Below are 24,438 nucleotides of genomic sequence, written 5' to 3'. Positions count from 1 at the left end.
AACGCCCGGCGAAGCCGGCCACACCCGAGGACTCACCGTATGACCGCGACTCCCACCTCACCGACCGGCCGCCCCGAACGGCTGATCGTCCGCACCCGCACCTCGGTGCTCGCACAACTGCGTGACCGGATCGCCGGCGCGGTCCTCGGCCCCGGGGACGCGGGCTTCCGCGAGGCACGCGCCGGATTCAACCGACTCGTCATCCACCGCCCGTCGGTCATCGCCGTTCCCGAGAATCACTTCGACGTCGTCGAGGCCGTGCGGTTCGCCGCCGAGGAGGATCTGCGGATCACGGTCCAGGCCACCGGTCACGGGACCGGGGTGGCGGCCGATGGCGGCCTGCTCATCAACACGTCCCGGCTCACCGCGGTGGCCGTCGACCCTGTCACCAGGACCGCTCGCGTCGCCGCCGGCGCCACCTGGAAGGCGGTGCTCGACGCCGCGGTTCCGTACGGCCTTGCGCCGCTGATGGGTTCGGCAAGCATCGTCGGCGCGATCGGCTACACCCTCGGCGGCGGTTTCGGTTGGCTCGGCCGACGGTTCGGGCTGGCGTCGGACTCCGTGCTCTCCTTCGATCTCGTGATCCCCGACGGGACGCCGATCCGCGTCAGCGACGCGAGTTTCCCGCACATCTTCTGGGCTCTGAAGGGCGGGGGTGCCGGCAGCCTCGGTGTGGTCACCTCGATGGAGATCGCCCTCGCCGATGTGAGCACGGTGTACGCGGGCAACCTCTTCTACCCGGCCGCCGAGGCCGAGGAGATCATACGTCGGTTCCGCGACTGGGCACCGGCTCAGCCGGAAGCCCTGACCTCGGCCGTCACCATCCTGAATCTGCCGCCCACCGACGACGTCCCGGAACCGCTGCGCGGCGGCAGTTTCGCAGTGGTGCGCGGATGCTGGTCCGGAGACCTCGCCACCGGCCGGGCGATCGTCGACGGGTGGCGGAACTGGCGGACACCCCTGGTCGACATGTGGGACGAGATGCCCTTCGCCGCAACGGACGCGATCAGCATGGACCCCACCGAGCCGATGCCGGTCATGGTCACCACTGAGTGGTTCGACGATCTGCACGACGAGGCGATCGACATCATCGCCGGATGCGCTCGTCCGGCCCCGGGCTCGGCACCGCTCATCATGTCCGCCGAGATCCGTCACGCCGGCGGCGCGATCGCCCGAGGTGCGGCGCACGCCGCCAACGACCGGGCACGCTCCGGACGGTTCCTCCTCGAACTGATCTCGATGGTCCCCGACCCCCAGGTGGCGCTCGCCGTCGAATCGACCCAGCGCGTTACCCGCACCGAACTCGCGCCCTACGTCACCGGCGCCACGTATCTGAACTTCACCTCGGGTGCCGAGCGCGCCGGCCGCGCCGCCGACGCCTACAGCGCCGAGCACCGCCGTCGGCTGCTGGAGATCAAGGCGACGCTCGACCCGTACGACCGGTTCTGTCACGGCGACATCGGCTGACGCGGGCCGTCGATCGAACACCGGTCAGCGCGGATGGTCGAGCAGGCCGAGAAACCGCTTCGCAGCAGGATTGGTCGGTCCTCCGGTCCTCGACAACAACGCCAGGGACCGAGTGGCCGGCGGGGTCGTCTCCAATGGAACGGCCACCACCAGGTTCGCCGCGTGCGCCACCGGAGCCGGTACGACGGCAACACCGAGACCATGGTGGACGAGATCGACCAACCGACCCATGTCACCGACACGACAGGTGATCTCGCGCTGGACGCGCGCGGCGGAGAACAGGTCCGCCACAACGGTCTGCAGTCCGGGACCGGCCTCGAAGTCGATGAAGCCGTGCTCGGCGAGTTCGTCCAGGTCGACGCTGCGTTTCACCGAGATCGGGTGGTCGGGGCCCGCTATCGCGACGAGCGACTCGTCGTATCTCGCCACCTCCGTCAGGGAGGTGTGCAGTGGCGTCGCGTCGAGAGCCACGAATGCCAGATCCAGTTCCCCTTCGATCAGCGCTTCGATGAGTTGGGTGGTGGTCGCCTCGCGGAGTCGCATCTGCACCATCCGATGGTGACGATGGAACAGCGCCATCGTCGCGGGAAGGTCGATCGCGGTGAAGGTCTGCACGGTTCCGATGTCGATCGTTCCCGCATCGACGCCGGTGATGGATTCCACCGCCAGGCGCGCAGCGGCGACCTCACCGATGATCCGCCTAGCGTGATCACGTAACGCCACGCCCGCGTCGGTGAGCAGCACCCGTCGTGTGGTTCTCTCGAAAAGCTCTGCGGACAACTGCCGCTCCAGAGAGCGAATCGAGGAGCTGAGCGCCGACTGCGACATGTGCACGAGAGCTGCTGCGCGAGTGAAGTTTCCCTCGTCTGCAACCACCAGGAAGTGCTCTAACTGCCGGAGTTCCATCGACGGATGGTATCCAGCACGCCATCCATCGGTCCAGTCGCTTGGAACGATCAAGTCTATCTGTTGGACAGCTGAAAAGGCCTCGGCAACGATCGGTGCATGTCACTCTCCACGACGGCAGCACACTCGCTGAGTCGGCGATCCGTTCTCCTGATGGCACTCGCATCCGGACTCGTCGTCGCCAACAGCTACTACGCGCAACCCATCGTCGCCCTGATCGCGAACGATCTCGATGCTTCGACCACGAGCGTGGGACTTGTCGTGACGGCGAGCCAGATCGGTTATGCGATCGGTCTGGCCCTGCTCGTGCCGCTCGGCGATCTACTGGATCGGCGCAAGTTGCTGTGGGCGATGCTGATTGTCACCGGCGTGTGTCTGGCCGTCATGGCGTGCGCGCCGTCCTGGCAGGTGCTCGCATCTGCTGCGGTCCTGGTCGGCACGGGCTCGGTCGTCGGCCAGCTTCTCGTCCCTCTCGCCGCGACACTTGCCGCGGAGGCCGAACGTGGGCGCGTCATCGGGAACGTGATGACCGGCCTGTTGCTCGGGATACTCCTGTCGCGGGTGGTCGCCGGTCTGATCGCGGAGGTGGCCGGCTGGCGTACGGTCTTTCTGACCGCCGCGGTCCTGATGGCGGTCGCGGGCATCGCCGTCGCCGCGCTGCCCACCAGTCCACCGACCACCGAGCTGACCTACGGCGCCTTGCTGCGATCGGTGGTCCACTTGGTGGCCGATGAGCCGGTGCTCCGCTGGAGGATCGGCTACGGCATGCTCACCTATGCGTCGTTCGGCGTGGTGTGGACCAGCATCGGATTCGTGCTCGCCGGACCACGATACGACTGGTCGGACGCCGGCATCGGGCTCTTCACGCTCACCGGGGTCGCCGGTGCACTTGCCGCACGAGGGGCCGGCCGAGGAGTCGACCGCGGATACGGACACCAACAGACCGGTCTCATGCTGGCTGTGACGGCAGCGAGTTTCCTGCTGCTGGCCGCCGGAGAGCGTTCCATCGTGGCGATGGGCCTCGGTGTCGCTCTCCTGGACCTCGGAATCCAGGGCACGCACATCACCAATCAGAGCGTGTTCTACCCATTGCGGCCGGATGCCCGGAGTCGGCTGAACACCGCATACATGACCACGTACTTCACCGCAGGATCGGTCGGCAGCATCCTGTCGGTTCTCGTCTTCGCATCGTTCGGCTGGTCGGCCGTCTGCGTCCTGGGCGCCGCGTTTCCGGTCACCGGAGTGGGACTGTGGTTCGTGGAGACCAGGTTTCGGCGGCGTGATCAACACCGTCGAGGGACATCGGATTTGCGCGACGGCGCCGACCGTGGGCTCATGGGCACATGAACGATCCGACGCCGTCCCGCCTCGACGTCCCGCTGCTCGTCGTCGACGGCGCGAACGTCGTCGGATCCGTGCCGGACGGTTGGTGGCGGGACCGCCGGGGTGCGGCGCAGCGGTTACGGGACCGGCTCGCGCAACTCGCCGAGCCCGGGCTCGACGTGTTGACCGGCCCGATCGAGGTGGTGCTCGTCGTGGAGGGAAGAGCGCGCGGGATCGCGTCGGTTCCCGCAGTGACGGTCGTCGAGGCCCCGGCGTCGGGCGACGACACGATCGTCGACGTCGTCGGCGACCACCCCCGCCGCCGTCGAGTGGTCGTCACCGCCGATCGCGAGCTGCGCGCCCGGGTCACCGAGCTGGGTGCCGAGATCCTCGGACCGTCGTCGATCCCGCGCTGAGTCCCCAACGATGCCGTGCCACATTTACCGAGTACCGCACCGGCATCGGTGGTCCAGCGAATAATCCGGTCCGGGAACACCGCACACGACCACCGACGAAGGGGCTCTGTATGAACGACGTCGACGTACTGATCGCGGGCGCGGGCCCGATCGGCCTGACCGCCGCCATCGAACTCCGCCGACGAGGTGTGCGGGTCCGGATCGTCGACCCGCTCCTCGAGCCTCCCCAGTACGCGAAAGCCGTTGGTATCCAACCCCGCACGCTCGAGGTGTTCGAGGGCATGGGGGTGCTCGAGCACATCCTGGACGCGGGCATGGAGATGCGCGGGCAGTTCGTGTTCGTCAACGGTTCTCAGGTCTCGCGGATCGACCTGGTCACGCCGGCCGACGTGCCCTTCCGGTTCCACCTGCTGCCGCAGTACTCCACCGAGCGCGTCCTGCGGGACCGGCTCACCGACCTCGACGCCGAGATCGAGCGCGGTGTCCGCGTGTCGGCGTTCACACCGGACGACGACGGGGTCACGGTCACCCTGACCGACGCGGCAGGCGCCGAGACCTCGGTCCGCGCGGGCTATCTGATCGGTGCCGACGGCGCCCACAGCACGGTCCGCAAAGGACTTGGTCTGGGCTTCGAGGGCGGGGCTTTCACCGAGCAGTACATGCTGGGCGACGTGGCCGTGGACTGGTCGATGCCCCGCGGCTACGCGATCCGCGCGATGCACCAGGCCGACGACGGCACCACCGACGACCTGCTGGTGTGCATCCCGCTGCCGGGACGGGGCCGGTATCGGATGTCGATGCTCGTACCCGACGAACTCGCGATCGGTCCGACCTCCGGCGGCGACGGTGTCGCCCACGGGTTCGAGGGCACCCGCACTCCCGAGCTGTCGCACATCCAGGCCGTCGTCGACCGGTTGTCGCCCGAACCCGCCACCGTGTCGGACCTCCGGTGGTCGTCGGTCTTCCGCATCAGCCACCGGATCGTCGACTCCTACGGTCGCGGAAGAGTCTTCGTCGCCGGGGACGCCGCGCACATCCATCCGCCCACCGGCGCGCAGGGCATGAACACCGGCGTGCAGGACGCCCACAACCTCGCGTGGAAGCTGGCGCTGGCCGTCGCGGGCGACGCGGCTCCCGGCCTGCTCGAGAGCTACGACCTGGAACGACGCCCCGTCGGAGAAGAAGTCGTCGGGCGAACGGTCCGCGACGCGCGGGAAGGCATCGGATCCGATTCCACCGACGTCGAGTTCGTGACGCGCCGCGAAGCCCAGTTGCTGATCTCCTACGCCGACAGCCCGATCACCGCGGGCTCGACGATCCCCTCCGCGCCGGCCGCACCGCGGGCGGGTGAACGGGCCCCGGATGCCGCCGGACTCGGTCGTGACTCGGTGAATCATCCGCTCCGGCTGTACTCGCTGCTGAGCGGCGTCGACCACGCTCTCGTGCTGTACGCCGACGCCGCCGCGGGGGCCGAGGACGTGGCCGTGCTCGAGAATCTCGCCGCCGAGGTCACCAAGGCGGCCCGCGGGCACATGACCGCGCACGTGGTGGCCGCGCCGACCGCGCAGGTCGGCAGCACCGACCTGCCGCTGCTCCGCGACACCGAGAACCGCTTCGCCGCCGGATATCTCCCCGACGGATCGACGGCCTTCGTCATCCGCCCCGACGGCTATCTCGGCTACCGCGGGCCGCTCGACGACACCGCCACGGTCCTCGCGTACCTCCGTGCCACGTTCGCGTGAGGCGACCCCGGTCCCCGGACCGCCGAGTGGCGCAGCCGAGCCGTCACCGTAATCTCTCACCATGACGAAATGGGGGCAGCTGGAGCGTGTTCGCGCGCTGGCAGGTCGGGTGGAGGCATCGGCGCGACGCCGGGCGAGTGAGTCCTCTGTCGGTCGCGCCCTGGGTTCGGGCGAGGTCATCTACCTGATCGCACCGACCGGCTACCCGAACTACGGAGACGAGCTCATCGCACGCACGTGGCTGCGCCGCCTCGCGCGCATCCGCCCCCAGGCAAAGGTGATCCTGGACTGCCACAGTCCGGGATCGGCGAGCGCGCTCATGGGCGACGCCCACCCCGATCTGCGCGTCGTCGACACACTGTGGCAACTCTCGAACCACGCCGCCGAGACCGAACCCGACGCCCCGTGGTCGTGGGTCGGTCGAGCGGTCCTCGATGCCGGGCTGGCGCCACGTCTCACCGCCGGCATCGACCTCCTGCATTCGGCGACCACCATCCACCTGCTCGGCGGCGGATATGTGAACAGCGTGTGGCCGCACCACGTGTCGCTGCTCGTGGCGGCCGCCGCGGTCTCCGGCCGATCGGGGACGAAGGTGGTGGCCACCGGGCAGGGCCTGGTGCCGACGGTCGAGGAACCGGCGTGGACGGCTCTGGTCACGGCGCTGGGCGCGTTCGACATCGTCGACGTGCGCGACACCGCATCGGCGCAGGCGCTGGAGGGTGCGGTCGACGTGCGGCAGTCCGGGGACGATGCCTGGCTCGCGCTGCACCGGCCGCAACCGGCGGTCTACCGCGACGAGGTACCTGCCGAGACACCCGGGCAGGGCGGCGGCGTCGTGCTCTGCTTGCAGTCGGACCTCACCGAGAAGTTCACCGGGCCAAGCGGATCGGGCGTCGAGGCGCTCGCAGCATTCGTCCACGACACTCTCGACGCCTGGGAGGTCCCGGGATCGGCGGTCACTGTCGTCGAAGGAATCCCGGGTCATGACTACGAGGTGCCCTTCCGTCTGGGCTCGCGTCTCGACGGTGCGCGCGTCCTCAACTTTTGCGACGTCTGGTTCGGCGGGCTGCCCGCCGGGCAGGGCAGCACCTGGATCAGCACGCGTTTCCACCCGCACCTCATCGCGGCTGCGGCGGGAGACCCGGGCGTGGCGATCGTGCCGATGCCGGTCTACTACTCGACCAAGCATCGATCCCTCGTCGAGGCCGGATCGGCCTGGAGCGTCGTCGATTCCGGAGACACGATCCCCGATCGCCCCACCGCCGGCGGTTTCGGCACGACGGACCGCACGCGCGCCATCGAAGCCAAGGTCGCCACCGCACTCGACATCTATCCGGTGGCCCCGCTGTTCGCACACCGCGCCTGACACCTCCGACAGCGCGGAATCTGCGCCGGGATCGCCCGATGTGCCCGCTGTTCCGGCATCCGCGGGAGAGGATCACAAAATGACCCGTCGGCCCGCGCGCCCCACTGCCCTACGACTTCTGGTGTGCGGTGTGACCGCCGTGCTCGGCATCGCCGCCTGTTCGCCATCCCAGACGACTTCGGAGTCGTCGAGCACCACCCCGACCTCGGTGTCCGCCGAGAGCGGCGCGGCCTTCCAGCAGGTGCTCGACGACCTCCGATCATCCGGCGGATTCCCCGGCGTCATCGCTCGCGTCATCTCGCCGGCGGGCATCTGGACGGGCACGGCCGGCACTGCTGTCGAGGGCGAGGACCGGCCGATCACCGCCTCCGATCACACCCGCATCGGCTCGCTCACCAAGACGATGACCGCGACGATCCTGCTGCAACTCGTCCAGGACGGGCGGGTCTCGCTCGACGATCCGATCAGCGAGTACGTCCCCGACGCACCCAACGGGAACGCGACCGTCCGTCAGGTCGCGGACATGACCAGCGGCATCCCGTCCTACACCCTGTCCGACGCCTTCACACAGAGGTTCTTCGCCGATCCCGGATACGACTGGCCGCCAACCCAACTCGTCGACACCGCGAGGTCGTTGCCGCCAGCATTCGCACCCGGGGCGGGCTGGCAGTACTCGAACACCAACTACGTTCTGCTAGGGCTGCTCATCGAAAGGGTTCTGCGGCAGCCGATTCGCGACGCCTTCGACGACCGGATCTTCCGTCCCCTGGGCATGAACGATTCGTCGTGGCCGGGCGGGTCCGTCGAGATCCCGGATCCGCACGTCGACGGCGTGACCAGCCAGGGGCAGCCGGCCGGCAAGACGGTCGACTCAACGAACTGGAACCCGTCCTTCGCCTTCACCGCGGGCGCGGTGATCTCGACCCTCGACGATCTGCAGCGGTGGGGTGACGCCTTGTTCACCGGCCGGGGCGTGCTCAATCCTTCGACACAGCAACTGCGGCGCGACTCGATCCTGACGTCTCCCCCGCCGAACACCGCGACCGCCGGCTACGGCATCGGTATCGGCAACCGGGACGGCTGGTGGGGGCATGACGGCGACTTCCCGGGCTTCAACTCGTCGCTGTTCCACGACTACGACTCCGACACGACGATCATCATCCTTGTCAACAGCGACGACGACATCACCGTCGACGGCAAGCAGGAGTCGCCGGTGTCGGCGATTCTCGCCGGTCTGATCTCCGCTCTGCCCTGAACCGCTGCGGCGTAGGGTCGTCGGCATGGCCAGAACCGTTGCGAAAGCCGATGCCGTCGACCGCGAAGCACTGCTGGAGTTCATCCGGCCACGCCACAAGATGATCCTCGGCACCGTCCGATCCAACGGCGGGCCACAGCTGTCCCCGGTCACCGGCGGAGTCGATGCCGACGGTCGGATCGTGATCTCGACCTACCCCGGCCGGGCGAAGGCCGCGAACCTCCGCAACACCCCCGTCGCGAGCGTCGTCGTGCTGTCCGACGAGTTCAACGGCGCCTGGGTCCAGGTCGACGGAGACGCCGAGGTCCTCGACATGCCGGACGCCGAGGATGCCCTCGTCGACTACTTCCGCAGCATTTCCGGAGAGCACCCGGACTGGGACGAGTACCGCGCCGCGATGCGTCTGCAGGGAAAGTCGCTGATCCGCGTCACCCCGACGCACTGGGGACCGATCGCCACCGGCGGATTCCCCGCCGATGTCGCCGCGAAGCTCGACGCGCAGGACGACTGAAGGTAGTCGCTTCAGATGACACATATTTGTGTCATCTCAGTCATGCGCGCACACTGTGATGCATGGCACTCGACGCCCAGCTGACGTTCGCCGATCACATGGCGCGGTTCTGTGCGCGCCGGTACAGCTATCCGCCGATGGTCGGTCGCGTTCTCGGCTATCTGGCGGTGTGCGAGCCGCCCGCCCCGACGATCGCCGAACTGAGCGACGCCCTGCTGGCGAGTCGCTCGGCGATCACCAACGCCATCACGACGTTGGAGTCCGTGGGCCAGGTGAAGCGGTCGCGCGCGGCCGGTGAACGGATGGATCGCATCTCGATCGACATCACGTCGGCACGCGGCCTCGGGATGGACAACGCCGAGTACGAGGAACTGGGGGCGCTCGCACGCGAGGGACTCGAGGTCCTCCGCGACGCCCCGCCGGAACGTCGCGCGGTCCTGAGTGAGATCGCGGCGTTCACCGAGTTCCTCACCAACCGCATCCCGGCCCTGTACGCCGAATGGCAGAAGGAACGCGAGGTGCTCATCGCGGCCGGCGAGATCCCGGCCTCCCCGCCGGAGGGCACACGGTCATGACCCACAGAGAGACCACCGGCGCCGAGATCCTCATCCGCGGACTGGCGAAAAGCTATGGCGAGCACCAGGTTCTGAGCGGTATCGATCTGACTGTTCCAGCCGGTTCGGTGACCGCACTGCTGGGGCCCAACGGTTCGGGCAAGACGACGACGGTGAGCATCGCCTCGACACTGTTCCCCGCCGACTCCGGCAGTGTGACCATCGACGGCCACGACACGGTGACCGATGCCCGCGCGGTGCGATCGATCATCGGAGTCACCGGCCAGTACGTCGCCATCGACGACCTGTTCACCGGCCGCGAGAACCTGACCCTCATGGCAGATCTCCGTCACCTCGGACGTGCGGCCGGCCGGCGGCGCGCAGACGATCTGCTCGAACAGTTCGACCTCACCGGCGCCGCGGACCGGGCGGTGTCGACCTACTCCGGCGGCATGCGCCGCCGCCTCGACCTCGCGATGACCCTCGTGTCCACCCCGCGCGTCATCTTCCTCGACGAGCCGACGACCGGGCTCGACCCGCGAAGCCGACGGGTGTTGTGGGACATCATCACCGGCCTCGCCGGAGACGGGGTCACGATCTTCCTCACCACCCAGTACCTGGAGGAAGCCGACCAGCTCGCCGATCGCATCGCCGTGCTCGATCACGGCCACATCGTCGCCGAAGGCACTGCGGCGGAACTGAAGAAGCGGGTGCACGATTCCGAGGTGCGTCTCACGTTCCCCGACGACGAAGCCTTCGACTCCGCCCGACGGCTGCTCCCCTCCGCACGGCCGATCGTCGAGTCACACCGGCTCGACATCGCCACCGACGACACGGTGTCCACCATCCGCACCACACTCAATCTGCTCGACGCTGCGGACGTGGAGGTTGCCGACGTCCACGTCCACACCCCCACCCTCGACGACGTCTTCTTCGCCCTCACCGGTGCGCCGGCCGAGGAACCCGTCGAGACCGACGCCGACACGTCCGGAGCCGCGTGATGAGCACACTCACCTATGCCGTGTCCGACTCCCGGGTCATGTTGCGCCGCAACCTCCGGCGGCTCGTCAAGTACCCGTCGCTGACCATCATGCTGGTGGGTCTGCCGGTGGTGTTCCTGCTGCTGTTCGTCTTCGTCTTCGGCGGGCAGCTCGGCGCCGGGATGACCACGTCCGGCGGGGCCACCGGGCGCGCCGCATACCTCGACTACGTCGTCCCCGGCATCATCCTGGTGACGATCGCGTCAGCCGTGCAAGGCTCGGCAATCGTCGTCGCGATGGACATGACCTCGGGGATCATCAACCGCTTCCGCACCATGGACATCGGACGGTCATCGGTGCTCGTCGGACATGTCCTGGCCAGCCTCATCCAGGCGCTGTTCAGCATCGCGGTCGTTCTCGCGGTGGCGATCGCCCTCGGCTTCCGCCCCAACGTCGACCCACTCGGGTGGCTCGGAGCCCTGGGCATCACCGGGTTGTTCTCGATTGCCCTGATCTGGCTCGCGATCTACCTGGGCCTCGCCGCGGACACCGTCGAAACCGCAAGCAACTCGCCGATGTTCCTGACGATCATGCCGTTCCTCAGCACGGGTTTCGTTCCCGCCGACTCGTTGCCCGTCGGCGTCAAACAGTTCGCCGAGTACCAGCCGTTCACCCCGGTGATCGAGGTTCTCCGAGGAGCCCTCACCGCCGCAACGGTTTCCACGAGCAGTGTGATCGCCGCGATCGCCTGGAGCCTGGGGATCGGCGCGGTATCGTACGGACTCGCCCTGCGCACCTACGAACGCCGGGCCATCACCTCCTAGCCGATGACCGGACACTCATGATCATGATCCCGGAGTGGTTGCCCGACGACCTGATCGCCGCCGCGATCGAGACCGTCGGCGCGACGAGATCTACTTCAGCGATAGGGGTCAGTGACCTCACGCAGGCGCATCAACGACTTCTCCAGAGCCGCGAAGTCGTCGGCACCCAGGTGATCGCGCCACTCCTGTTCGATGGCCTCGACCTCCCGCGCCGCGATCTCACACAGCTCGACGCCACGGTCGCTGAGAGTCACCAGCCGGGCCCGGCGGTCCGACGGGTCGGGGACGCGGACGAGGTATCCCGCGGCTTCGAGCTGGTCAACGATGCCACCGGCGGTCTGCTTGGTGACGCCCGCCTGCTCGGCGAGGTCGGTCAGCCGCATCGGCTCGGGCGCGAGCCGTTGCACCACGCGACTCTGCGCGAGGGTGATGTCGTCGGCCCCGACGGCGGCGAGCCGTGCCATGACCCGCCGTTCGATGGACCGGTGGGCCACGAACATCAGGACGCCTAGGGCCGGTCGTTCGTCGGTCACGCCGTTGACGTTAGTACGGATTCCTGACTAATATGGTCAGGCACCCTGACTAATTCGGAACGGGAGCCCGTCATGGACAGTGACACCCTGTGGAAGCACATCGACGAGCAGCGGATCGACCTCGCCGCACTGATCGAATCCCTGTCCGAAGAACAACTCGCGACACCGTCGCTCTGTGCCGGATGGACGGTCCGCGACGTTGCAGTGCATCTCACCCAATCACACGCGGGCGCCCGCCAGGTCATCCCGGCAGCCGTTCGGTACGGCTTCCGGTTCAACACGATGATCCGCGAGATGGCCGTCCGCGATCAGACACCACCGCGCGAGGCCGCGGACAAACTCCGCGCGATGGTCGGCTCACGACGTCACCCGTTCGCGACCAACGAGCGGGCGCCCCTCATCGATTCCCTCCTCCACGGCCAGGACATCGCCGTTCCGCTCGGGATCGATCGACCGATGCCGGTCGACGCCGCCGCGGCCGCGGCACAGGAGATCTGGGATGTCGCCTTCCCGTTCTTCGCCCGACGCCGCAACCGCGGGCTCCGGTTCGAGGCCACCGACGTCGACTTCGCAGCCGGGTCGGGTCAGGTCGTCGAGGCTCCGATCCGCGACATCCTGATGTGCTTCAGCGGGCGCGTCCCGGCGAGTGCACCTCAGCCGTCCGATGGTTCGGACTCCGGTTCGCGCGCGGGCTGACTCCAGCTCGCCAGGATCGCGATCGCTTGGCGGGACGACGATCCCGGCTCGGTCGTGTAGATGTAGAGGGCCTGTTCGTTGTCTCCGGGCAACTCGAAGGTCTCGTAATCGACGGTGAGGTCGCCGACGACCGGGTGGACGAGTCGCTTCGAACCGAAGGTCCGCTGGTGGACCTGATGTTCCGACCACCACCGCCGGAACTCCGGACTCGACACCGACAGCTCCCCGACCAGTTCGATGAGGTCGCGATCCTCCGGCGCGCGTCCGGCCTCGAGCCGGAGCGCCTCTACTGCGTTGCGGGCCTGCACCTCCCAGTCCACGAAGAGGCTGCGCGCGTCGTCGGAGAGCAGCATCCAGCGGGCGTAGTTCCGTTCGCGTCCGGGCATGCGCTCGAAGTCGGCGAACAACGCACACGCCATCCGGTTGGCCGCCAGCACTTCGGTCCGGCGGCCGAGGACCAGCGCGGGATGCGCGTCGAGTGAGTCGAGCAACCGGCGCAGTCCGGGTCGCACGCGCTGCACCGCTGAACGCGACCGTACAGCCGCCCGCGAAGTCCGCGTCGCCGAGACGAGGTCATGCAGGTGGGTACGCCCCACGTCGTCGAGCCCGAGGGCACGCGCGACCGCGTCGATGACCTGCGTCGACGGGACGATGCGCCGGCCCTGCTCGAGACGCGTGTAGTAGTCGGTGGACACCCCGGCGAGCACGGCCACCTCTTCGCGCCGCAGTCCCTTGACGCGGCGAACCCGCCCGTCATCGGGGAGGCCGGCCTGTTGCGGATCGCGCGCGGCCCGAGCACGGCGGAGGAAATCCGCGAGTTCTCGATTCAGATCGGCCATGACCACATCATGCGCGTCCGGTGCGGACCGTGCCTGGGTCTCTCAATCCCAGGTTGCGCGGTCCTGGGTTCGACGTGATCAGTTATGACGTCCCACAGGGCCTTTCGCGGCGCGATTCTGGTGCCACCGGTTCGAGAGACGAGCCGGAGCACACAGGAGGCAATCATGAGCTACCCCACCGATCGTCCGGCCACCTGGTTCGTCACCGGCGCCTCGCGCGGCCTCGGCCTGGAGCTGGTCACGCAACTGCTGCAGCGCGGTGACAACGTCGCCGCCACCACACGCTCGACGGATCGACTGACCGAGGCCCTCGCCGGCATCGACACGAGTCACTTTCTCCCCCTGCAGGTGTCGCTCGCCGACGAAGCCGAGGTCACCGCTGCGGTCGCGGCCACGCACGATCGGTTCGGCGGCATCGACGTGGTGGTCAACAATGCGGGCTACGGCTTCCTCGCCGCAGTCGAGGAGGTCACCGACGCCGAGGCCCGCGACATGTTCGACGTTCAGATCTTCGGGGTCTGGAACGTGCTGCGGGCAACGCTCCCCCAGATGCGGGCACGCCGCGGTGGCCACATCATCAACGTGTCGTCGATCCTCGGCCTGACCACGTTCCCCGGTTGGGGCCTGTACAGCGCAGGCAAGTTCGCACTGGAGGGCCTCACCGAGTCGCTCGCCGCCGAGATCGCCGACTTCGACATTTCGGTCAACCTGATCGAACCCGGGTACCTGCGGACCGACTTCCTGCGTGCCACCTCGCTGGGTCTGCCCGAGTCCACGGTCGACGCCTATCCCGCCATCCGCGAGATGACCCGGGCACACCAGGCCATGCCCGGCACCCAGCTGGGCGATCCGGTCCGCGCCGCGGCGGCCATCATCACCGTCGCCGTGGAGGGCGACGCGCCGCTGCACCAGCTCCTGGGTTCGGACTCACTCGAGTTCGCCGACGCCCGGCTGAACACTCTCCGGGCAGAGTTCGACGCCGCGAAGGACCTCGCGGTGACCTCGGATCACCAGGGCTGAGTCCATGGGACTTCGTTTCGGTGATGCGACCTCGACCGAGGACGCATCACCGAAATACTGTCTGCCGGCGAGCAGGCGTGGTGATCAGCTCGCCACGGCGTACTCCCACGCGTCGGCTCTGCGGTTGTAGGCGACCCGGATGATGACTCCGGGATCGAGTTGCGCGGCCAGCACCAGCGTCGGCACCAGCAGCTCGAGGGCGTATGCCGCAACCGGGTCCGCCGGCTCTTCGGGCACGACATCGGACCTGAGCAGATCGGCCCATCCTGCGGACTCCAGATATCCGAAGGCGGCCGCCACCAGATCCTCGACGGTCAGGTCGAGGTCGCGGACCATGATCGTCGTGGTGGCCTGGTGAGAGTTGAGTCCGCCGAACGCGCGGTCGCATCCGCAGGTCCGGGAATCGCACACCACCGACGGCAGCACGATCTCGCCCTCGACGGCGTGGCAGAAGTCATCCTCTCGGGTGGCACCGGAGGAGGTGGCGGTCAGGACTTTCATGAGCGACTCCCGTGTGTCGATCCACCTCGCAGAACACGAGGCCCACGCCGCCCGGCGTGGTGCGATCCACTGTGACGACGGACCCCGACGAGAAGCGTCGTGGCCGACGACGCCATCCACAGCCCGGCGGCATCCACAGGCGCCGGGGCTACCCCGCCAGCACAGGTCCGAGTCGTCGGGCGAGGTCGCCGAGTCCGTGGGATGACGACGAGACCCTGGGACGACGCGATCCTTGGAGAAGTTCTCGATGTCATGGGTTTCCGGGTGGAGTGGGGCCTGAAATCGTCGTAGCGCATCGAAACACTCACGGCGACGCCGGGATTGAGGCGTCCGCCGCTGAGGAGGTCGACGGAGTCTCTGCAGTGGTTCACCGCGCTGTGCCGGACAGCTGGTGTCATCGGCGAAACCGAACGCCACGCCGCGAATCATCGCGCACGAAAGTTGAACCAGGTCGGTACCGCTGGCGTCGCGTCTATAGTCGGGGTTCACACGGACTCGACCGAATGGATCGCCATGTCGACAACAGTCGCCGAGAGGATCGTCGAAGAGCTCGATCGTTCCGGAGTGCAGCGTGTATACGGGCTTCCGGGCGATTCCCTCAACGGTCTCACCGACGCCCTACGCAGCGCCGAGGCCATCACCTGGGAGCATGTCCGCCACGAGGAAGCCGCTGCTTTCGCTGCCTCCGCCGAGGCTGCTCTCACCGGCGAACTCGCGGTCTGCGTGGGCAGTTGCGGTCCCGGCAACCTCCACCTGATCAACGGACTCTTCGACGCCCATCGCAGCCGCGTCCCGGTGCTCGCCATCGCCGCCCACATCCCCGGCCCCGAGATCGGCAGCGGTTACTTCCAGGAGACCCACCCCGAACAGCTCTTCCGTGAGTGCAGCGCATTCTGCGAGATGGTCAGCACCCCCGACCAGATGCCGCGACTGCTCGATGTGGCGTTGCGGACCGCGGTCGAGCGACGCGACGTGGCGGTGCTCGTGATCCCCGGCGAGCTGTTCCTCAAGCCGTGCCCCAAACGCCGTGCGGGAGCCCCGATCCGGCAGGTTCGGCGCGTCGTGCGGCCCACCGATGCCGACCTGACGCGCACCGCGGACACCCTGAACGCCGCCCAGCGCGTCACCATCCTCGCGGGCGCCGGCGTGCAGGGCGCCCACGATGAGGTCGTCGAACTGGCCCGCACACTACAAGCACCGGTCGTGCATGCGTTGCGCGGCAAGGAGTTCATCGAGTACGACAATCCCTACGACGTCGGAATGACCGGGCTGCTGGGCTTTTCGTCGGGCTATCGCGCAATCGAGAAATGCGACACCCTGCTGATGCTGGGCACCGACTTCCCGTACGAGCAGTTCTACCCGTCGAAGGCGACCATCATCCAGGTCGACATCCGCGGCGAGCAGATCGGCCGCCGGTGCCCGGTCGACGTACCGCTGGTCGGAGACGTCGGCGACACCGTGCGCGCGTTGATCCCGCTGGTCTCGACCGGCCGCGATCCGGAACACCTGACGTCCTCTCTCGCGCACTACACCAAGGCGCGTCGACGTCTGGACGAACTGGCCGACAACGACCGCAACCGGGCACCCATCCACCCGCAGTACCTCACCCGGCTGATCAGTGAGAAGGCCGGTGCGGATGCCGTGTTCATCCCCGACGTCGGCTCCCCGGTCGTGTGGGCGGCGCGCTATCTGGTGATGAACGGCGCCCGCCGCCTGATCGGTTCGTTCACCCATGGGTCGATGGCGAATGCGGTCTCGCAGGCCATCGGTGCGCAGACCGCCTTCCCCGGGCGCCAGGTCATCGCACTCGCCGGCGACGGCGGACTCGCGATGCTGCTCGGCGAGCTGTTGACCATCACCCAGAACAAACTGCCGGTGAAGATCGTCGTCTACAACAACTCCTCACTGAACTTCGTCGAGGTGGAGATGAAAGCGGCCGGGTTCGTCAACTACGGGACAGATCTGGAGAACCCCGACTTCGCGAAACTCGCCGAGGCCGTCGGGATACGCGGACGCAAGGTCGAGCAGCCCGACGATCTCGCCGGGGCCATCGACGAATTCCTGGCCCACGACGGACCGGCGCTACTCGATGTCACAACCGCCCGCCAGGAGCTCTCGATCCCGCCGACGGTAACTGCCGCCCAGGCCAAGGGATTCACGCTCTACGCCCTCCGCACCGTGTTGTCGGGCCGGGGCGACGAGCTGGTCGATCTCGCCGAGACCAACGTGTTCCGGCGACTGTTCGACTGACTGCCACCAGTTCTGGATACTCGGCAGGCCGTCTCAGTTCAGGTAGGCAGCATTCAGCAACACCGAGGCAATGGCGAGTTCGGCGGGTGACGCCTCCTGCAGATCGATGACCTGCCGTAGTTGTGGGCGTGGTGCATCGACGGACAACGGTTCGAGTTGTCCGTGGATGGCGTCACGAATGTCGGTGAGGACTTCGCGGAACCGTCCGGCTATGTCGGGTCGCCGGTTGATGCGTTCGGGGTTGGGTGGCGCCCCTGGTTCGGCGTTCAACTGCCAGACACATCTGCCTTCGTCGGCGCCGTCGGCGATCATCCGGGTCGAGTATTGACCGGGTTGGTCACCGACCATGTGGTGGTGGCGGGTGCAGGCCGGAGTGAGATTGTCGATGTCGGTGAATCCGCCATCACCCCAATCGGTGTGGGCGTGATGCATTTCCACGTGTGTGGTGGGCATGTCGCAGTCCGGGTTGGAGCACATCTCGCCGTCAGGTCTGGCAAACGAGACGAGCCGCTGTTCCATGGTGGCGAGTCGTTTGCCGCGTCCGAAGTACAGCGGGACCGCGGTGGCGTCTCTGAACACCGCCAACCAGGGCTGCACGTCGGCGCCGATGGCGATGAGGTCTGCGATGGGGATCAGGGTGCCGTCGGCGCTGGTGGCGGACCCGGTTTCGCGGATGAGGTCGTCGAGCTCGGCTTTGGCGATCAGCTGGACCGGCAGGCCTCGGTGGGTCTTGCCGAGCATTCCGTCGTCGAACACCGCTTCCAGCAGTGCGTTGAGGGCGTCGTGATTGCGCTGTGCGGGGGTGCGGTGGTCGCGGTCGGCTGCTGCCGCGACCACCTCGGGGTCGGCGTCCTCGATCGAACCGCACGGCGATTCGGGATCGGTGGGGTTGTTCATGCCCGGTCGGGCCCAGACGGCCAGGAAAGTCATGATCCGCGCCCGCGCCAGAGGGGTGAGGTTGGCGATGAGTTTGGAGGTCCCGTCGGCGCGTTGCCGGTTCACCTGCAGGTTGCGGCGGCGTACGCGGTCGTCGTGGTCGGTGAGGGTTCCGTCGGGGTCGAGGTGTGCCAGCAGTCGGGCACCGACCTGACCGATCTCGGCGGGCGTGAGCGTGGCGGCGTATTCGGCCAGGGTTTGCTCGGCGGCGGCGCGCACATCGTGTGGGACGGCATGTGGGATCTGGTCCACGACGTCCATCACCGCATGAACGTGGGCAGACCCCACCCGGCCGTCGGCCAATTCTCGGGCGAGCGTCGGCAGTTCGGGTTCGAGTGGTTGTCCGGTGGTGAGGTCGGTGTAGGTGGCGGTGGCTTTCACCTCGGCGTGGCGTCGGCCGGGGAAGGCGATCCGCAGGCGGTGTTGCATGTACTGGATGATGCTGCGGTGACCGGTCTTTCGGGCCAGGCTGCGGTTCTCGACCTCGACGATCTGCTGGTTGCCGGCGTAGGTCAGGCGGGCGATCAGACGCTCGTTCTCGGCGGCCACCTGGTCGACCTCGACATCGGACAATCGAGAGAGGTCAACATTCTGCAACCGGTCGGTGAGGGCGTGCATCTGCTCGATGATCGCGACCGCGTCAGAGGGTGCCGGGTCGGCGGCGTCGACAGTTGCAGCAACGGCCACGACGGTCACCCCCCAAGATTCCGCGGTTCGAATGCATGTTCGATGTTACACACGAATCCGTCGTCACGCAGGAAAGCTCCACAGGCTTCACCAGCAGATCACCCGCACATCAACGTGTTGTTCCGGACGCGATTGCCAATCTTTCGAGCGCCTGCTCGATGTAGCCCGACCAGTCCTGCGCGGCAACCTGATTCACCGCCGACTCCCCGGCGAATGCGCTCGAGATGACCACGTCGGGAGCGAGGGTCGCCAGCAGATGCAGGCTCTCCGCGAGGGTATTCGCATTGCTGAACGGTAGGTATCCGGCGGCCCATTCCCCGGATGCGCTCAGATACAGGGTGTCCCCGGTGAAAAGGTACCGAAGACCGTCATCACCAGGCACCAGGTAGCACGTGCTGCCGGGCGTGTGCCCCGGAGTCGGGATCACCTCGACCCCGTTGTCGTCGACGTACCGTTCCGCGACCGCGATGTCCACGCGCGCAAAGCGGCCGATCCGCTCGGCCTCGGGAGCGGGCGCGTGCAGCGTCGCCCCGAACCGGTCTTCGACACGACCGAGAATCGGGCCGGCCTCGTCCTGATGGGACAGGTACTGGTCGTCGACACCGCCCAGCTTCTCCAGATCGTCGAACTCGGCATCCGATGCCATCGAGTAGAACAGCGCGTTGCGGTCGGACGTCCACAGATACGCATGGGTGGTGAGACCGGGGAACGGGTTGTCGGTCGTTGTCTCCCAGAGGTCGGGTAGCACCTGTCGCATCGGATCTCCTCGTTGAGTGGTGACGGCTCCGCCCCCACCGTGCAACTTCAAGTGAACTTCAGGTCAAGGGCGAACGTGCGCTGGTCAACCCTCGAGTGATACACATGATTCGATTCGTCTCAAACAGTTGGGGGTTCCCGTGTCCGCAGTGCTGCCGAGTCGACCGATCGACGACGCCCCCGGCTTCCCGAGGGCCGTCAGCTACGACGCCGCGATGTCGAACCGAAAGCTCCGGCGTACGCGCGCCCTCGTCCGCAAGGTCACCGGCAAGGACCTCTACCCCGAGCCCGAACACCTGCACACCTTCGCCGAGGACATGTTCCGCACCGATCCCGTGGCCGAGCGGTTCGTCGACGAGGTCTACGGCACGCTCGGCCCCGAAGCCGCGCGCACACTGCTGGACAAGGCCCTGACCGACGGACTCGACAGCGTCGAGAACCCGCCGCCCGCACTCGTCGAACTGTTCGAGGAGTTCGAGACCGTTCCCGACTGGGTCGATCCGCATCTCATCGCCGAGGGTGAGGCGATCTGGCGCCGCTGGGGTACCGGCCTGTTCAGTGTCGCCGGTGGGATCACTCTCGAGATGTACACCGAGGCCGCGGTCGCCAAGCCGTTGTCACTGGCAGGCGGATATGCCGGCGACAACGCGCTGCGCCGATTCCTGGAGACCTCCCGTTTCTGGATCGACGTGTCCCAGCCCGGCGCGCTGCTCACCCCGGGATCAGCCGGCCGGGCGACGGCGATGCGGGTCCGCGTGATGCATGTGTGGGTCCGACGCACCGTCGCGAAGCACCCCGAGTGGGACGTCGAACGGTGGGGCGAGCCGATCAGCCAGTCGTATCAGCTGCTGACCCTGCTCGGCGGCAGCGTCGTGCCGGCGTCGGCGCTGTGGCTGACCGGGGTCCAGACCACACCCCGAGAGATCCGGGTGCTGCTGCACTACCAGCGCTACCTCGGGCACCTCCTCGGCGTGCGGACCCAGTGGTTCCCCGAGACCATCGCCGACTCACTGCGATTGCTGGCCCTCGTCAACACCACCCGCAGCTACGACGCCGGCGCCGACGGCGCCGAACTCATCGAATCGTTCCCGGCCGCGTTCGCCAACGAGAGCGCGACGGGCCTCGAGCGCATCCGCGGCAAGTACAACGCCATGATGTACGCCGCCTACTCGACGATCTACATGATGCCGACGACGCGCTTCCGCTACGACATGCCCAACCCGATCCCGGGACTCGCACTGATCCTCCTGCGGTTGCCGGCCGTGACGCTCGTCGAGACGCTGCGCCGGATCTCCCCGACGTTCCGTCGGCTGCACGAGAAGGTGATGTGCCGGCACCGGGAGAACTGGCACGCCTGGCAGTCCTCGGGACGCCCCGCGGAGTTCGCGCACGGCAAGGGATTGCGACGGTGACCTTCCATCCGACACGGTCGAGTACGTGACAGGACACCGACCACGGTTTTGCCGACGGAACCCGCGCGATTAGCGTTGTCAAAATGACCCAACCCCCGATCACGGAACCGACGGCAGCCGGCGAGGCGCCAGACCTCGAGACGCGCGTCGGCCACTACTACGTCCTCGACGGCTCCTATGAGGTGGGACGCGAGAAGGTCCGCGAGTACGCCCGCGCGGTGCAGGACTACCACCCCGCCCACTGGGAGCCCGAAGCTGCTGCCGCACTCGGGTATTCGGGACTCGTCGCGCCGCTGACGTTCACCTCCATCCCGGCGATGGCGGCGAACCGCGAGCTGTTCGAGTCCGTGATCGTCGGCTACGACACCTACGTGCAGACCGAGCAGGCCTTCGAACAGCACCGGCCGATCGTCGCCGGCGACGAGCTCGTCACCGACGTCGAACTGTCGGGCGTGCGCAAGGTCGCGGGCCGCGAACTGATCACGGTGACCAACACCATGACCGACGCCGCGGGCGAGAAGGTGCACACGATGCACACCACCGTCGTGGGCGTGACCGCCGAAGAGGTCGATCCGGGCCTCAGCGCCGCGGTACGCAAGGTGATGATGCACGACGTCAACATCTTCAGCCACGAGGACACCCACCACCTGTACGAGAAGACCGTCCGGCCCGAAGGCGAGATCCGCGTCGCCGACGGCGCGACGCGCCCGTCCGGCGCCCGCTCCTTCGACGATCTGTCGGTCGGCGACGAACTGCCGATCCACACCGCCCGCATCTCCCGCGGCGACCTCGTCAACTACGGCGGTGTCGCCGGCGACGCCAACCCGATCCACTGGGACGAAGCCGTGGCCAGGCTCGCCGGCCTGCCCGACGTCATCGCCCACGGAATGTTCACCATGGGTCTCGGTGCAGCATTCGTCGCGTCGTGGTCCGGCGACCCCGGCGCTGTCACTCGCTACTCGGTCCGCCTGTCGCAGACCGTTCCCGTGTCGGCCGTCGACGGTGGCGAGATCGAGTTCAGCGGACGCATCAAGTCGCTGGACCCGGAGACCCGGACCGGCGTCGTCATCATCGTCGCGAAGTCGGGCGGCCGAAAGGTGTTCGGCCTCGCGACCATGAACATCCGCTTCTCCTGACGCCGGTTCCGCCCCTCATCGGAACCCGCTACTATCTGCATATGAATGCAGATAAGCATTCACCGAACGCCCACCCTCCCATCGCGGAGGACCAGGTGCGATTGGTGGTCGAGGTCTTCCGGATGCTTGCCGATCCGACCCGTATCCAACTGCTATGGGCGCTGGCCGACACCGAGATGTCGGTCAGCGAACTCGCAGAAGTGGTCGGCAAGCCCGGGCCTTCGGTGTCACAGCACCTCGCCAAGCTCCGGATGGCGCGGCTCGTCCGGACCCGACGCGCCGGGACCACCATCCACTACTCCCTAGAGAACGAGCACGTCCGACGGCTCGTCACCGATGCGGTCTTCAACGCCGAGCACGCCGGGCCGGGTGTGCCGCCGCACCATCGTGGTGACGCCGCTCTGCGCGCCGTCGATCACGACACCGAGCGGGAGGCCTGAGCGATGACGCACCTTCGCCGTGAACAGGATTCACACGATCACCCGCATGACCATGCCCACGGCCATTCGCACGACCACGGCCACTCGCACCGCCGCGGACTCGCCGGAGTCGTACGCGAGATCTTCGCGCCTCATTCCCACGACGCCGCCGACAGCCTCGACTCGGCGCTCGAATCGTCGCGAGCGGGTATCCGGGCCGTGAAGATCAGCCTGGTGGTCCTGGGCGTCACCGCGGTGGCGCAGGCCGGGATCGTCGCCGCATCGGGCTCGATAGCGCTGGCCGCGGACACGATTCACAACTTCTCGGATGCGCTCACCGCGCTACCGCTCTGGATCGCGTTCGCGATGGGCACCCGGCGTGCCACTCGCCGCTACACCTACGGGTTCGGACGGGTCGAGGACCTGGCCGGTCTGTTCGTCGTCGCGATGATCGCGCTGTCGGCCGTGATCGCCGGATACGAGGCCGTGGGCCGACTCGTCGATCCCCGCCCCATCGACCACGTCGGATGGGTGGCACTGGCCGGACTCGTCGGCTTCATCGGCAACGAGTGGGTGGCGCTCTACCGCATCCGGGTCGGCCGACGCATCGGCTCGGCCGCACTCGTCGCCGACGGACTCCATGCGCGCACAGACGGTTTCACGTCGCTGGCGGTGCTGCTCAGCGCAGCCGGCGTGGCACTCGGGATTCCACTCGCTGACCCGATCATCGGCCTGCTGATCACCGTCGCCATCCTCGCGGTGCTCCGCACGGCAGCGCGCGACGTCTTCCGCCGCCTCCTCGACGGCGTGGACCCGGCCCTGGTCGAGACCGCGGAGAGAACCCTCGCCGAACGTCCGGGAGTGCTCGCCGTCCGGAGCGTCCGCATGCGTTGGATCGGCCACCGTCTCCATGTCGACGCCGAACTCGACGTCGACCCGAACCTGCGGCTCATCGAGGTGCACACCATCGCGCAGGACGCCGAACACGAGCTGACCCATGCCGTTCCGAAGCTCACCAGTGCGCTGATCCACGCCTGTCCGGCACACGAGGATCGCTCCCACGACGAACACTCGGTCAGTACTCGCCCTTGACGACGAAGTACGAGCCGCGGACGGTGCCGGCGAGTGTCGAATTCTGCCGCGCGAACTCGAGCCTCGATTCGAGTTCTCCGGGCACGTCCGTGCCGTCGGACAGTGTGAAGCCGACGGCGCGTTTTGATAGCCGGGTCGATGCTGTACACGACGTTGATCGCGAGTCCCGAGTCGTAGAACACGTACGACACGTGGAGGCCGTCGACCTCGAAGTCGCTGACCTCGAGCGGACGTGAGGCGATCATCATGTCGCCCTGCGTGGAGACGTTCGTGAAATCGACGACGTGTCTCATGCCCACTCCCGCTTCGCTGACGCACACTCGGTGGCCACAACACCAGAGCCCCCGACGTCGTCGGGGGCTCTGGTGCCCGCGGGCTGCAGAAGGATCACTCCAGGATGAAGACCGGGATCTCTCGGTCGGTCTTGGTCTGGTACTCGGCGTAGGGAGGGAACGCCGCCACCGCGAGCTCCCACCAGTGAGCGCGCTCGTCGCCACTGATCTCGCGCGCGGTGAGTTCCTTGATCTCGGTGCCGTCCTGCACGGTGACGTGCGGGTTGGCCTTGACGTTGAAGTACCAGGCGGGATGTTCGGGGGCGCCGCCCTTGGAGGCGACCATCGCGTACTTGCCGTTCTCCTCCACCCGCATCAACGGGACGTACCGCTTCTTGCCGGACTTCGCACCGGTGGTGGTGAACAGGACGATCGGGCGGTCCATGACCTGGACCCCGTCGGTGGTGCCCTGCTCCAGGATCTTCTCGGTCTGCTCGCGGACCCAGCCTTCAGGACTCAATTCAGCGTTGGCACTCATGGGCTCG

At 67.5% G+C, this 24,438-nt stretch carries 24 protein-coding genes and 1 pseudogene; 17 read left to right on the top strand and 8 right to left on the bottom strand.

Features of this window, described 5'->3' with window-relative positions; genetic code table 11:
• The first annotated feature begins 39 nt into the window (after window positions 1-39).
• Complete coding sequence (locus tag GKZ92_RS10340; protein ID WP_006360892.1) at window positions 40-1,467, top strand: FAD-binding oxidoreductase; 1,428 nt, start codon at window positions 40-42, stop codon at window positions 1,465-1,467.
• A 24-nt stretch (window positions 1,468-1,491) separates the two neighbouring features.
• Here GKZ92_RS10340 and GKZ92_RS10335 read toward each other — a convergent pair whose 3' ends face one another.
• A complete protein-coding gene (locus GKZ92_RS10335) occupies window positions 1,492-2,373 on the bottom strand; it encodes a LysR family transcriptional regulator (protein WP_006360891.1) in 882 nt (293 codons plus the stop codon).
• Between the two features lie 153 nt (window positions 2,374-2,526).
• Here GKZ92_RS10335 and GKZ92_RS10330 point away from each other — a divergent pair, with 153 nt between their 5' ends.
• The 9 genes from GKZ92_RS10330 (at window position 2,527) to GKZ92_RS10290 (ending at window position 11,344) form a co-directional block, all read left to right on the top strand.
• A complete protein-coding gene (locus GKZ92_RS10330; protein WP_075862588.1) occupies window positions 2,527-3,720 on the top strand; it encodes an MFS transporter in 1,194 nt (397 codons plus the stop codon).
• Window positions 3,717-4,112 carry a hypothetical protein gene (locus tag GKZ92_RS10325; protein ID WP_006360889.1) on the top strand — a complete coding sequence of 132 codons (396 nt, stop codon included), beginning with the start codon at window positions 3,717-3,719 and terminating at the stop codon, window positions 4,110-4,112. The genes GKZ92_RS10330 and GKZ92_RS10325 overlap by 4 nt, the downstream gene beginning before the upstream one ends.
• 110 nt (window positions 4,113-4,222) lie before the next feature.
• On the top strand, window positions 4,223-5,854 hold the full coding sequence (locus tag GKZ92_RS10320) for an FAD-dependent monooxygenase (protein WP_006360888.1): 1,632 nt from the start codon (window positions 4,223-4,225) through the stop codon (window positions 5,852-5,854).
• 61 nt (window positions 5,855-5,915) lie between these two features.
• Window positions 5,916-7,220: a polysaccharide pyruvyl transferase family protein gene (locus tag GKZ92_RS10315; RefSeq protein ID WP_006360887.1), complete on the top strand. Its 1,305-nt coding sequence runs from the start codon at window positions 5,916-5,918 to the stop codon at window positions 7,218-7,220.
• A gap of 79 nt (window positions 7,221-7,299) precedes the next feature.
• Window positions 7,300-8,475, top strand: a complete 1,176-nt coding sequence (locus GKZ92_RS10310) for a serine hydrolase domain-containing protein (RefSeq protein ID WP_006360886.1) — start codon at window positions 7,300-7,302, stop codon at window positions 8,473-8,475.
• Window positions 8,476-8,500: 25 nt separating this feature from the next.
• On the top strand, window positions 8,501-8,986 hold the full coding sequence (locus GKZ92_RS10305; protein ID WP_006360885.1) for a PPOX class F420-dependent oxidoreductase: 486 nt from the start codon (window positions 8,501-8,503) through the stop codon (window positions 8,984-8,986).
• A 62-nt stretch (window positions 8,987-9,048) separates the two neighbouring features.
• Window positions 9,049-9,561 (top strand): GbsR/MarR family transcriptional regulator, encoded by a 513-nt coding sequence (locus tag GKZ92_RS10300; RefSeq protein ID WP_006360884.1) that lies wholly within the window; start codon window positions 9,049-9,051, stop codon window positions 9,559-9,561.
• A complete protein-coding gene (locus GKZ92_RS10295) occupies window positions 9,558-10,541 on the top strand; it encodes a daunorubicin resistance protein DrrA family ABC transporter ATP-binding protein (RefSeq protein ID WP_006360883.1) in 984 nt (327 codons plus the stop codon). The genes GKZ92_RS10300 and GKZ92_RS10295 overlap by 4 nt, the downstream gene beginning before the upstream one ends.
• Window positions 10,541-11,344, top strand: a complete 804-nt coding sequence (locus GKZ92_RS10290; protein WP_035752275.1) for an ABC transporter permease — start codon at window positions 10,541-10,543, stop codon at window positions 11,342-11,344. The genes GKZ92_RS10295 and GKZ92_RS10290 overlap by 1 nt, the downstream gene beginning before the upstream one ends.
• 95 nt (window positions 11,345-11,439) lie before the next feature.
• Here the strand turns inward: GKZ92_RS10290 and GKZ92_RS10285 are convergent, their stop codons facing one another.
• On the bottom strand, window positions 11,440-11,877 hold the full coding sequence (locus GKZ92_RS10285; RefSeq protein ID WP_006360881.1) for a MarR family winged helix-turn-helix transcriptional regulator: 438 nt from the start codon (window positions 11,875-11,877) through the stop codon (window positions 11,440-11,442).
• Window positions 11,878-11,949: 72 nt separating this feature from the next.
• Here GKZ92_RS10285 and GKZ92_RS10280 point away from each other — a divergent pair, with 72 nt between their 5' ends.
• Complete coding sequence (locus GKZ92_RS10280; protein WP_006360880.1) at window positions 11,950-12,573, top strand: maleylpyruvate isomerase family mycothiol-dependent enzyme; 624 nt, start codon at window positions 11,950-11,952, stop codon at window positions 12,571-12,573.
• Here GKZ92_RS10280 and GKZ92_RS10275 read toward each other — a convergent pair.
• Complete coding sequence (locus GKZ92_RS10275; RefSeq protein ID WP_035752272.1) at window positions 12,531-13,412, bottom strand: helix-turn-helix transcriptional regulator; 882 nt, start codon at window positions 13,410-13,412, stop codon at window positions 12,531-12,533. The two genes, GKZ92_RS10280 and GKZ92_RS10275, sit on opposite strands and share 43 nt — an antisense overlap.
• A gap of 165 nt (window positions 13,413-13,577) precedes the next feature.
• Between GKZ92_RS10275 and GKZ92_RS10270 the strand changes: the two genes are divergently transcribed.
• Window positions 13,578-14,432 (top strand): SDR family NAD(P)-dependent oxidoreductase, encoded by an 855-nt coding sequence (locus GKZ92_RS10270; protein ID WP_006360878.1) that lies wholly within the window; start codon window positions 13,578-13,580, stop codon window positions 14,430-14,432.
• A gap of 84 nt (window positions 14,433-14,516) precedes the next feature.
• On the opposite strand, the gene GKZ92_RS10265 is transcribed toward GKZ92_RS10270, so the two are convergent.
• Both GKZ92_RS10265 and GKZ92_RS23710 read right to left on the bottom strand, forming a co-directional pair.
• On the bottom strand, window positions 14,517-14,933 hold the full coding sequence (locus GKZ92_RS10265; protein WP_006360877.1) for a DUF7715 family protein: 417 nt from the start codon (window positions 14,931-14,933) through the stop codon (window positions 14,517-14,519).
• A gap of 219 nt (window positions 14,934-15,152) precedes the next feature.
• A pseudogene (locus GKZ92_RS23710) lies at window positions 15,153-15,286 on the bottom strand (LLM class flavin-dependent oxidoreductase); the annotation flags it as partial.
• Between the two features lie 160 nt (window positions 15,287-15,446).
• Here GKZ92_RS23710 and poxB point away from each other — a divergent pair.
• Window positions 15,447-17,183 (top strand): ubiquinone-dependent pyruvate dehydrogenase, encoded by a 1,737-nt coding sequence (gene poxB / locus GKZ92_RS10260; RefSeq protein ID WP_006360876.1) that lies wholly within the window; start codon window positions 15,447-15,449, stop codon window positions 17,181-17,183.
• Window positions 17,184-17,216: 33 nt separating this feature from the next.
• Here poxB and GKZ92_RS10255 read toward each other — a convergent pair whose 3' ends face one another.
• Both GKZ92_RS10255 and GKZ92_RS10250 read right to left on the bottom strand, forming a co-directional pair.
• Window positions 17,217-18,815 (bottom strand): HNH endonuclease signature motif containing protein, encoded by a 1,599-nt coding sequence (locus tag GKZ92_RS10255; protein ID WP_006360875.1) that lies wholly within the window; start codon window positions 18,813-18,815, stop codon window positions 17,217-17,219.
• Between the two features lie 100 nt (window positions 18,816-18,915).
• Entirely contained in the window at window positions 18,916-19,563 is a 648-nt protein-coding gene (locus GKZ92_RS10250) for an MBL fold metallo-hydrolase (protein ID WP_006360874.1), read from the bottom strand.
• Window positions 19,564-19,702: 139 nt separating this feature from the next.
• Here GKZ92_RS10250 and GKZ92_RS10245 point away from each other — a divergent pair, with 139 nt between their 5' ends.
• The 4 genes from GKZ92_RS10245 to GKZ92_RS10230 all read left to right on the top strand — a co-directional run bounded on the left by GKZ92_RS10245 (window position 19,703) and on the right by GKZ92_RS10230 (window position 23,621).
• Window positions 19,703-20,974, top strand: coding sequence for an oxygenase MpaB family protein (locus GKZ92_RS10245; protein WP_006360873.1), 1,272 nt, complete (start codon window positions 19,703-19,705; stop codon window positions 20,972-20,974).
• An 83-nt stretch (window positions 20,975-21,057) separates the two neighbouring features.
• A complete protein-coding gene (locus GKZ92_RS10240; RefSeq protein WP_006360872.1) occupies window positions 21,058-22,110 on the top strand; it encodes a fused (3R)-hydroxyacyl-ACP dehydratase subunits HadA/HadB in 1,053 nt (350 codons plus the stop codon).
• A gap of 41 nt (window positions 22,111-22,151) precedes the next feature.
• Window positions 22,152-22,550 carry an ArsR/SmtB family transcription factor gene (locus tag GKZ92_RS10235; RefSeq protein WP_042375720.1) on the top strand — a complete coding sequence of 133 codons (399 nt, stop codon included), beginning with the start codon at window positions 22,152-22,154 and terminating at the stop codon, window positions 22,548-22,550.
• 3 nt (window positions 22,551-22,553) lie between these two features.
• Complete coding sequence (locus GKZ92_RS10230; RefSeq protein ID WP_035752268.1) at window positions 22,554-23,621, top strand: cation diffusion facilitator family transporter; 1,068 nt, start codon at window positions 22,554-22,556, stop codon at window positions 23,619-23,621.
• 387 nt (window positions 23,622-24,008) lie between these two features.
• Here GKZ92_RS10230 and GKZ92_RS10220 read toward each other — a convergent pair whose 3' ends face one another.
• Window positions 24,009-24,431 (bottom strand): nitroreductase family deazaflavin-dependent oxidoreductase, encoded by a 423-nt coding sequence (locus GKZ92_RS10220; protein ID WP_006360869.1) that lies wholly within the window; start codon window positions 24,429-24,431, stop codon window positions 24,009-24,011.
• Window positions 24,432-24,438 lie beyond the last annotated feature (7 nt).

Source organism: Gordonia sp. 135, assembly GCF_009720185.1.
GTDB lineage: Bacteria > Actinomycetota > Actinomycetes > Mycobacteriales > Mycobacteriaceae > Gordonia > Gordonia alkanivorans.
The sequence above is the reverse complement of the archived record's forward strand: the minus strand, read 5'-3'. Positions and strand labels throughout refer to the sequence as shown.

Bases quoted from the DNA above. Each gene is read 5' to 3' on its own strand.
- GKZ92_RS10235 (WP_042375720.1), top strand. From the start codon at position 22,152: ATGAATGCAGATAAGCATTCACCGAACGCCCACCCTCCCATCGCGGAG.
- GKZ92_RS10305 (WP_006360885.1), top strand. From the start codon at position 8,501: ATGGCCAGAACCGTTGCGAAAGCCGATGCCGTCGACCGCGAAGCACTG.
- GKZ92_RS10220 (WP_006360869.1), bottom strand. From the start codon at position 24,431: ATGAGTGCCAACGCTGAATTGAGTCCTGAAGGCTGGGTCCGCGAGCAG.
- GKZ92_RS10310 (WP_006360886.1), top strand. From the start codon at position 7,300: ATGACCCGTCGGCCCGCGCGCCCCACTGCCCTACGACTTCTGGTGTGC.
- GKZ92_RS10300 (WP_006360884.1), top strand. From the start codon at position 9,049: ATGGCACTCGACGCCCAGCTGACGTTCGCCGATCACATGGCGCGGTTC.
- GKZ92_RS10250 (WP_006360874.1), bottom strand. From the start codon at position 19,563: ATGCGACAGGTGCTACCCGACCTCTGGGAGACAACGACCGACAACCCG.
- GKZ92_RS10340 (WP_006360892.1), top strand. From the start codon at position 40: ATGACCGCGACTCCCACCTCACCGACCGGCCGCCCCGAACGGCTGATC.
- GKZ92_RS10230 (WP_035752268.1), top strand. From the start codon at position 22,554: ATGACGCACCTTCGCCGTGAACAGGATTCACACGATCACCCGCATGAC.
- GKZ92_RS10290 (WP_035752275.1), top strand. From the start codon at position 10,541: ATGAGCACACTCACCTATGCCGTGTCCGACTCCCGGGTCATGTTGCGC.
- GKZ92_RS10270 (WP_006360878.1), top strand. From the start codon at position 13,578: ATGAGCTACCCCACCGATCGTCCGGCCACCTGGTTCGTCACCGGCGCC.
- GKZ92_RS10280 (WP_006360880.1), top strand. From the start codon at position 11,950: ATGGACAGTGACACCCTGTGGAAGCACATCGACGAGCAGCGGATCGAC.
- GKZ92_RS10320 (WP_006360888.1), top strand. From the start codon at position 4,223: ATGAACGACGTCGACGTACTGATCGCGGGCGCGGGCCCGATCGGCCTG.
- GKZ92_RS10295 (WP_006360883.1), top strand. From the start codon at position 9,558: ATGACCCACAGAGAGACCACCGGCGCCGAGATCCTCATCCGCGGACTG.
- GKZ92_RS10240 (WP_006360872.1), top strand. From the start codon at position 21,058: ATGACCCAACCCCCGATCACGGAACCGACGGCAGCCGGCGAGGCGCCA.
- GKZ92_RS10265 (WP_006360877.1), bottom strand. From the start codon at position 14,933: ATGAAAGTCCTGACCGCCACCTCCTCCGGTGCCACCCGAGAGGATGAC.
- GKZ92_RS10335 (WP_006360891.1), bottom strand. From the start codon at position 2,373: ATGGAACTCCGGCAGTTAGAGCACTTCCTGGTGGTTGCAGACGAGGGA.
- GKZ92_RS10325 (WP_006360889.1), top strand. From the start codon at position 3,717: ATGAACGATCCGACGCCGTCCCGCCTCGACGTCCCGCTGCTCGTCGTC.
- GKZ92_RS10275 (WP_035752272.1), bottom strand. From the start codon at position 13,412: ATGGCCGATCTGAATCGAGAACTCGCGGATTTCCTCCGCCGTGCTCGG.
- poxB (WP_006360876.1), top strand. From the start codon at position 15,447: ATGTCGACAACAGTCGCCGAGAGGATCGTCGAAGAGCTCGATCGTTCC.
- GKZ92_RS10330 (WP_075862588.1), top strand. From the start codon at position 2,527: ATGGCACTCGCATCCGGACTCGTCGTCGCCAACAGCTACTACGCGCAA.
- GKZ92_RS10315 (WP_006360887.1), top strand. From the start codon at position 5,916: ATGACGAAATGGGGGCAGCTGGAGCGTGTTCGCGCGCTGGCAGGTCGG.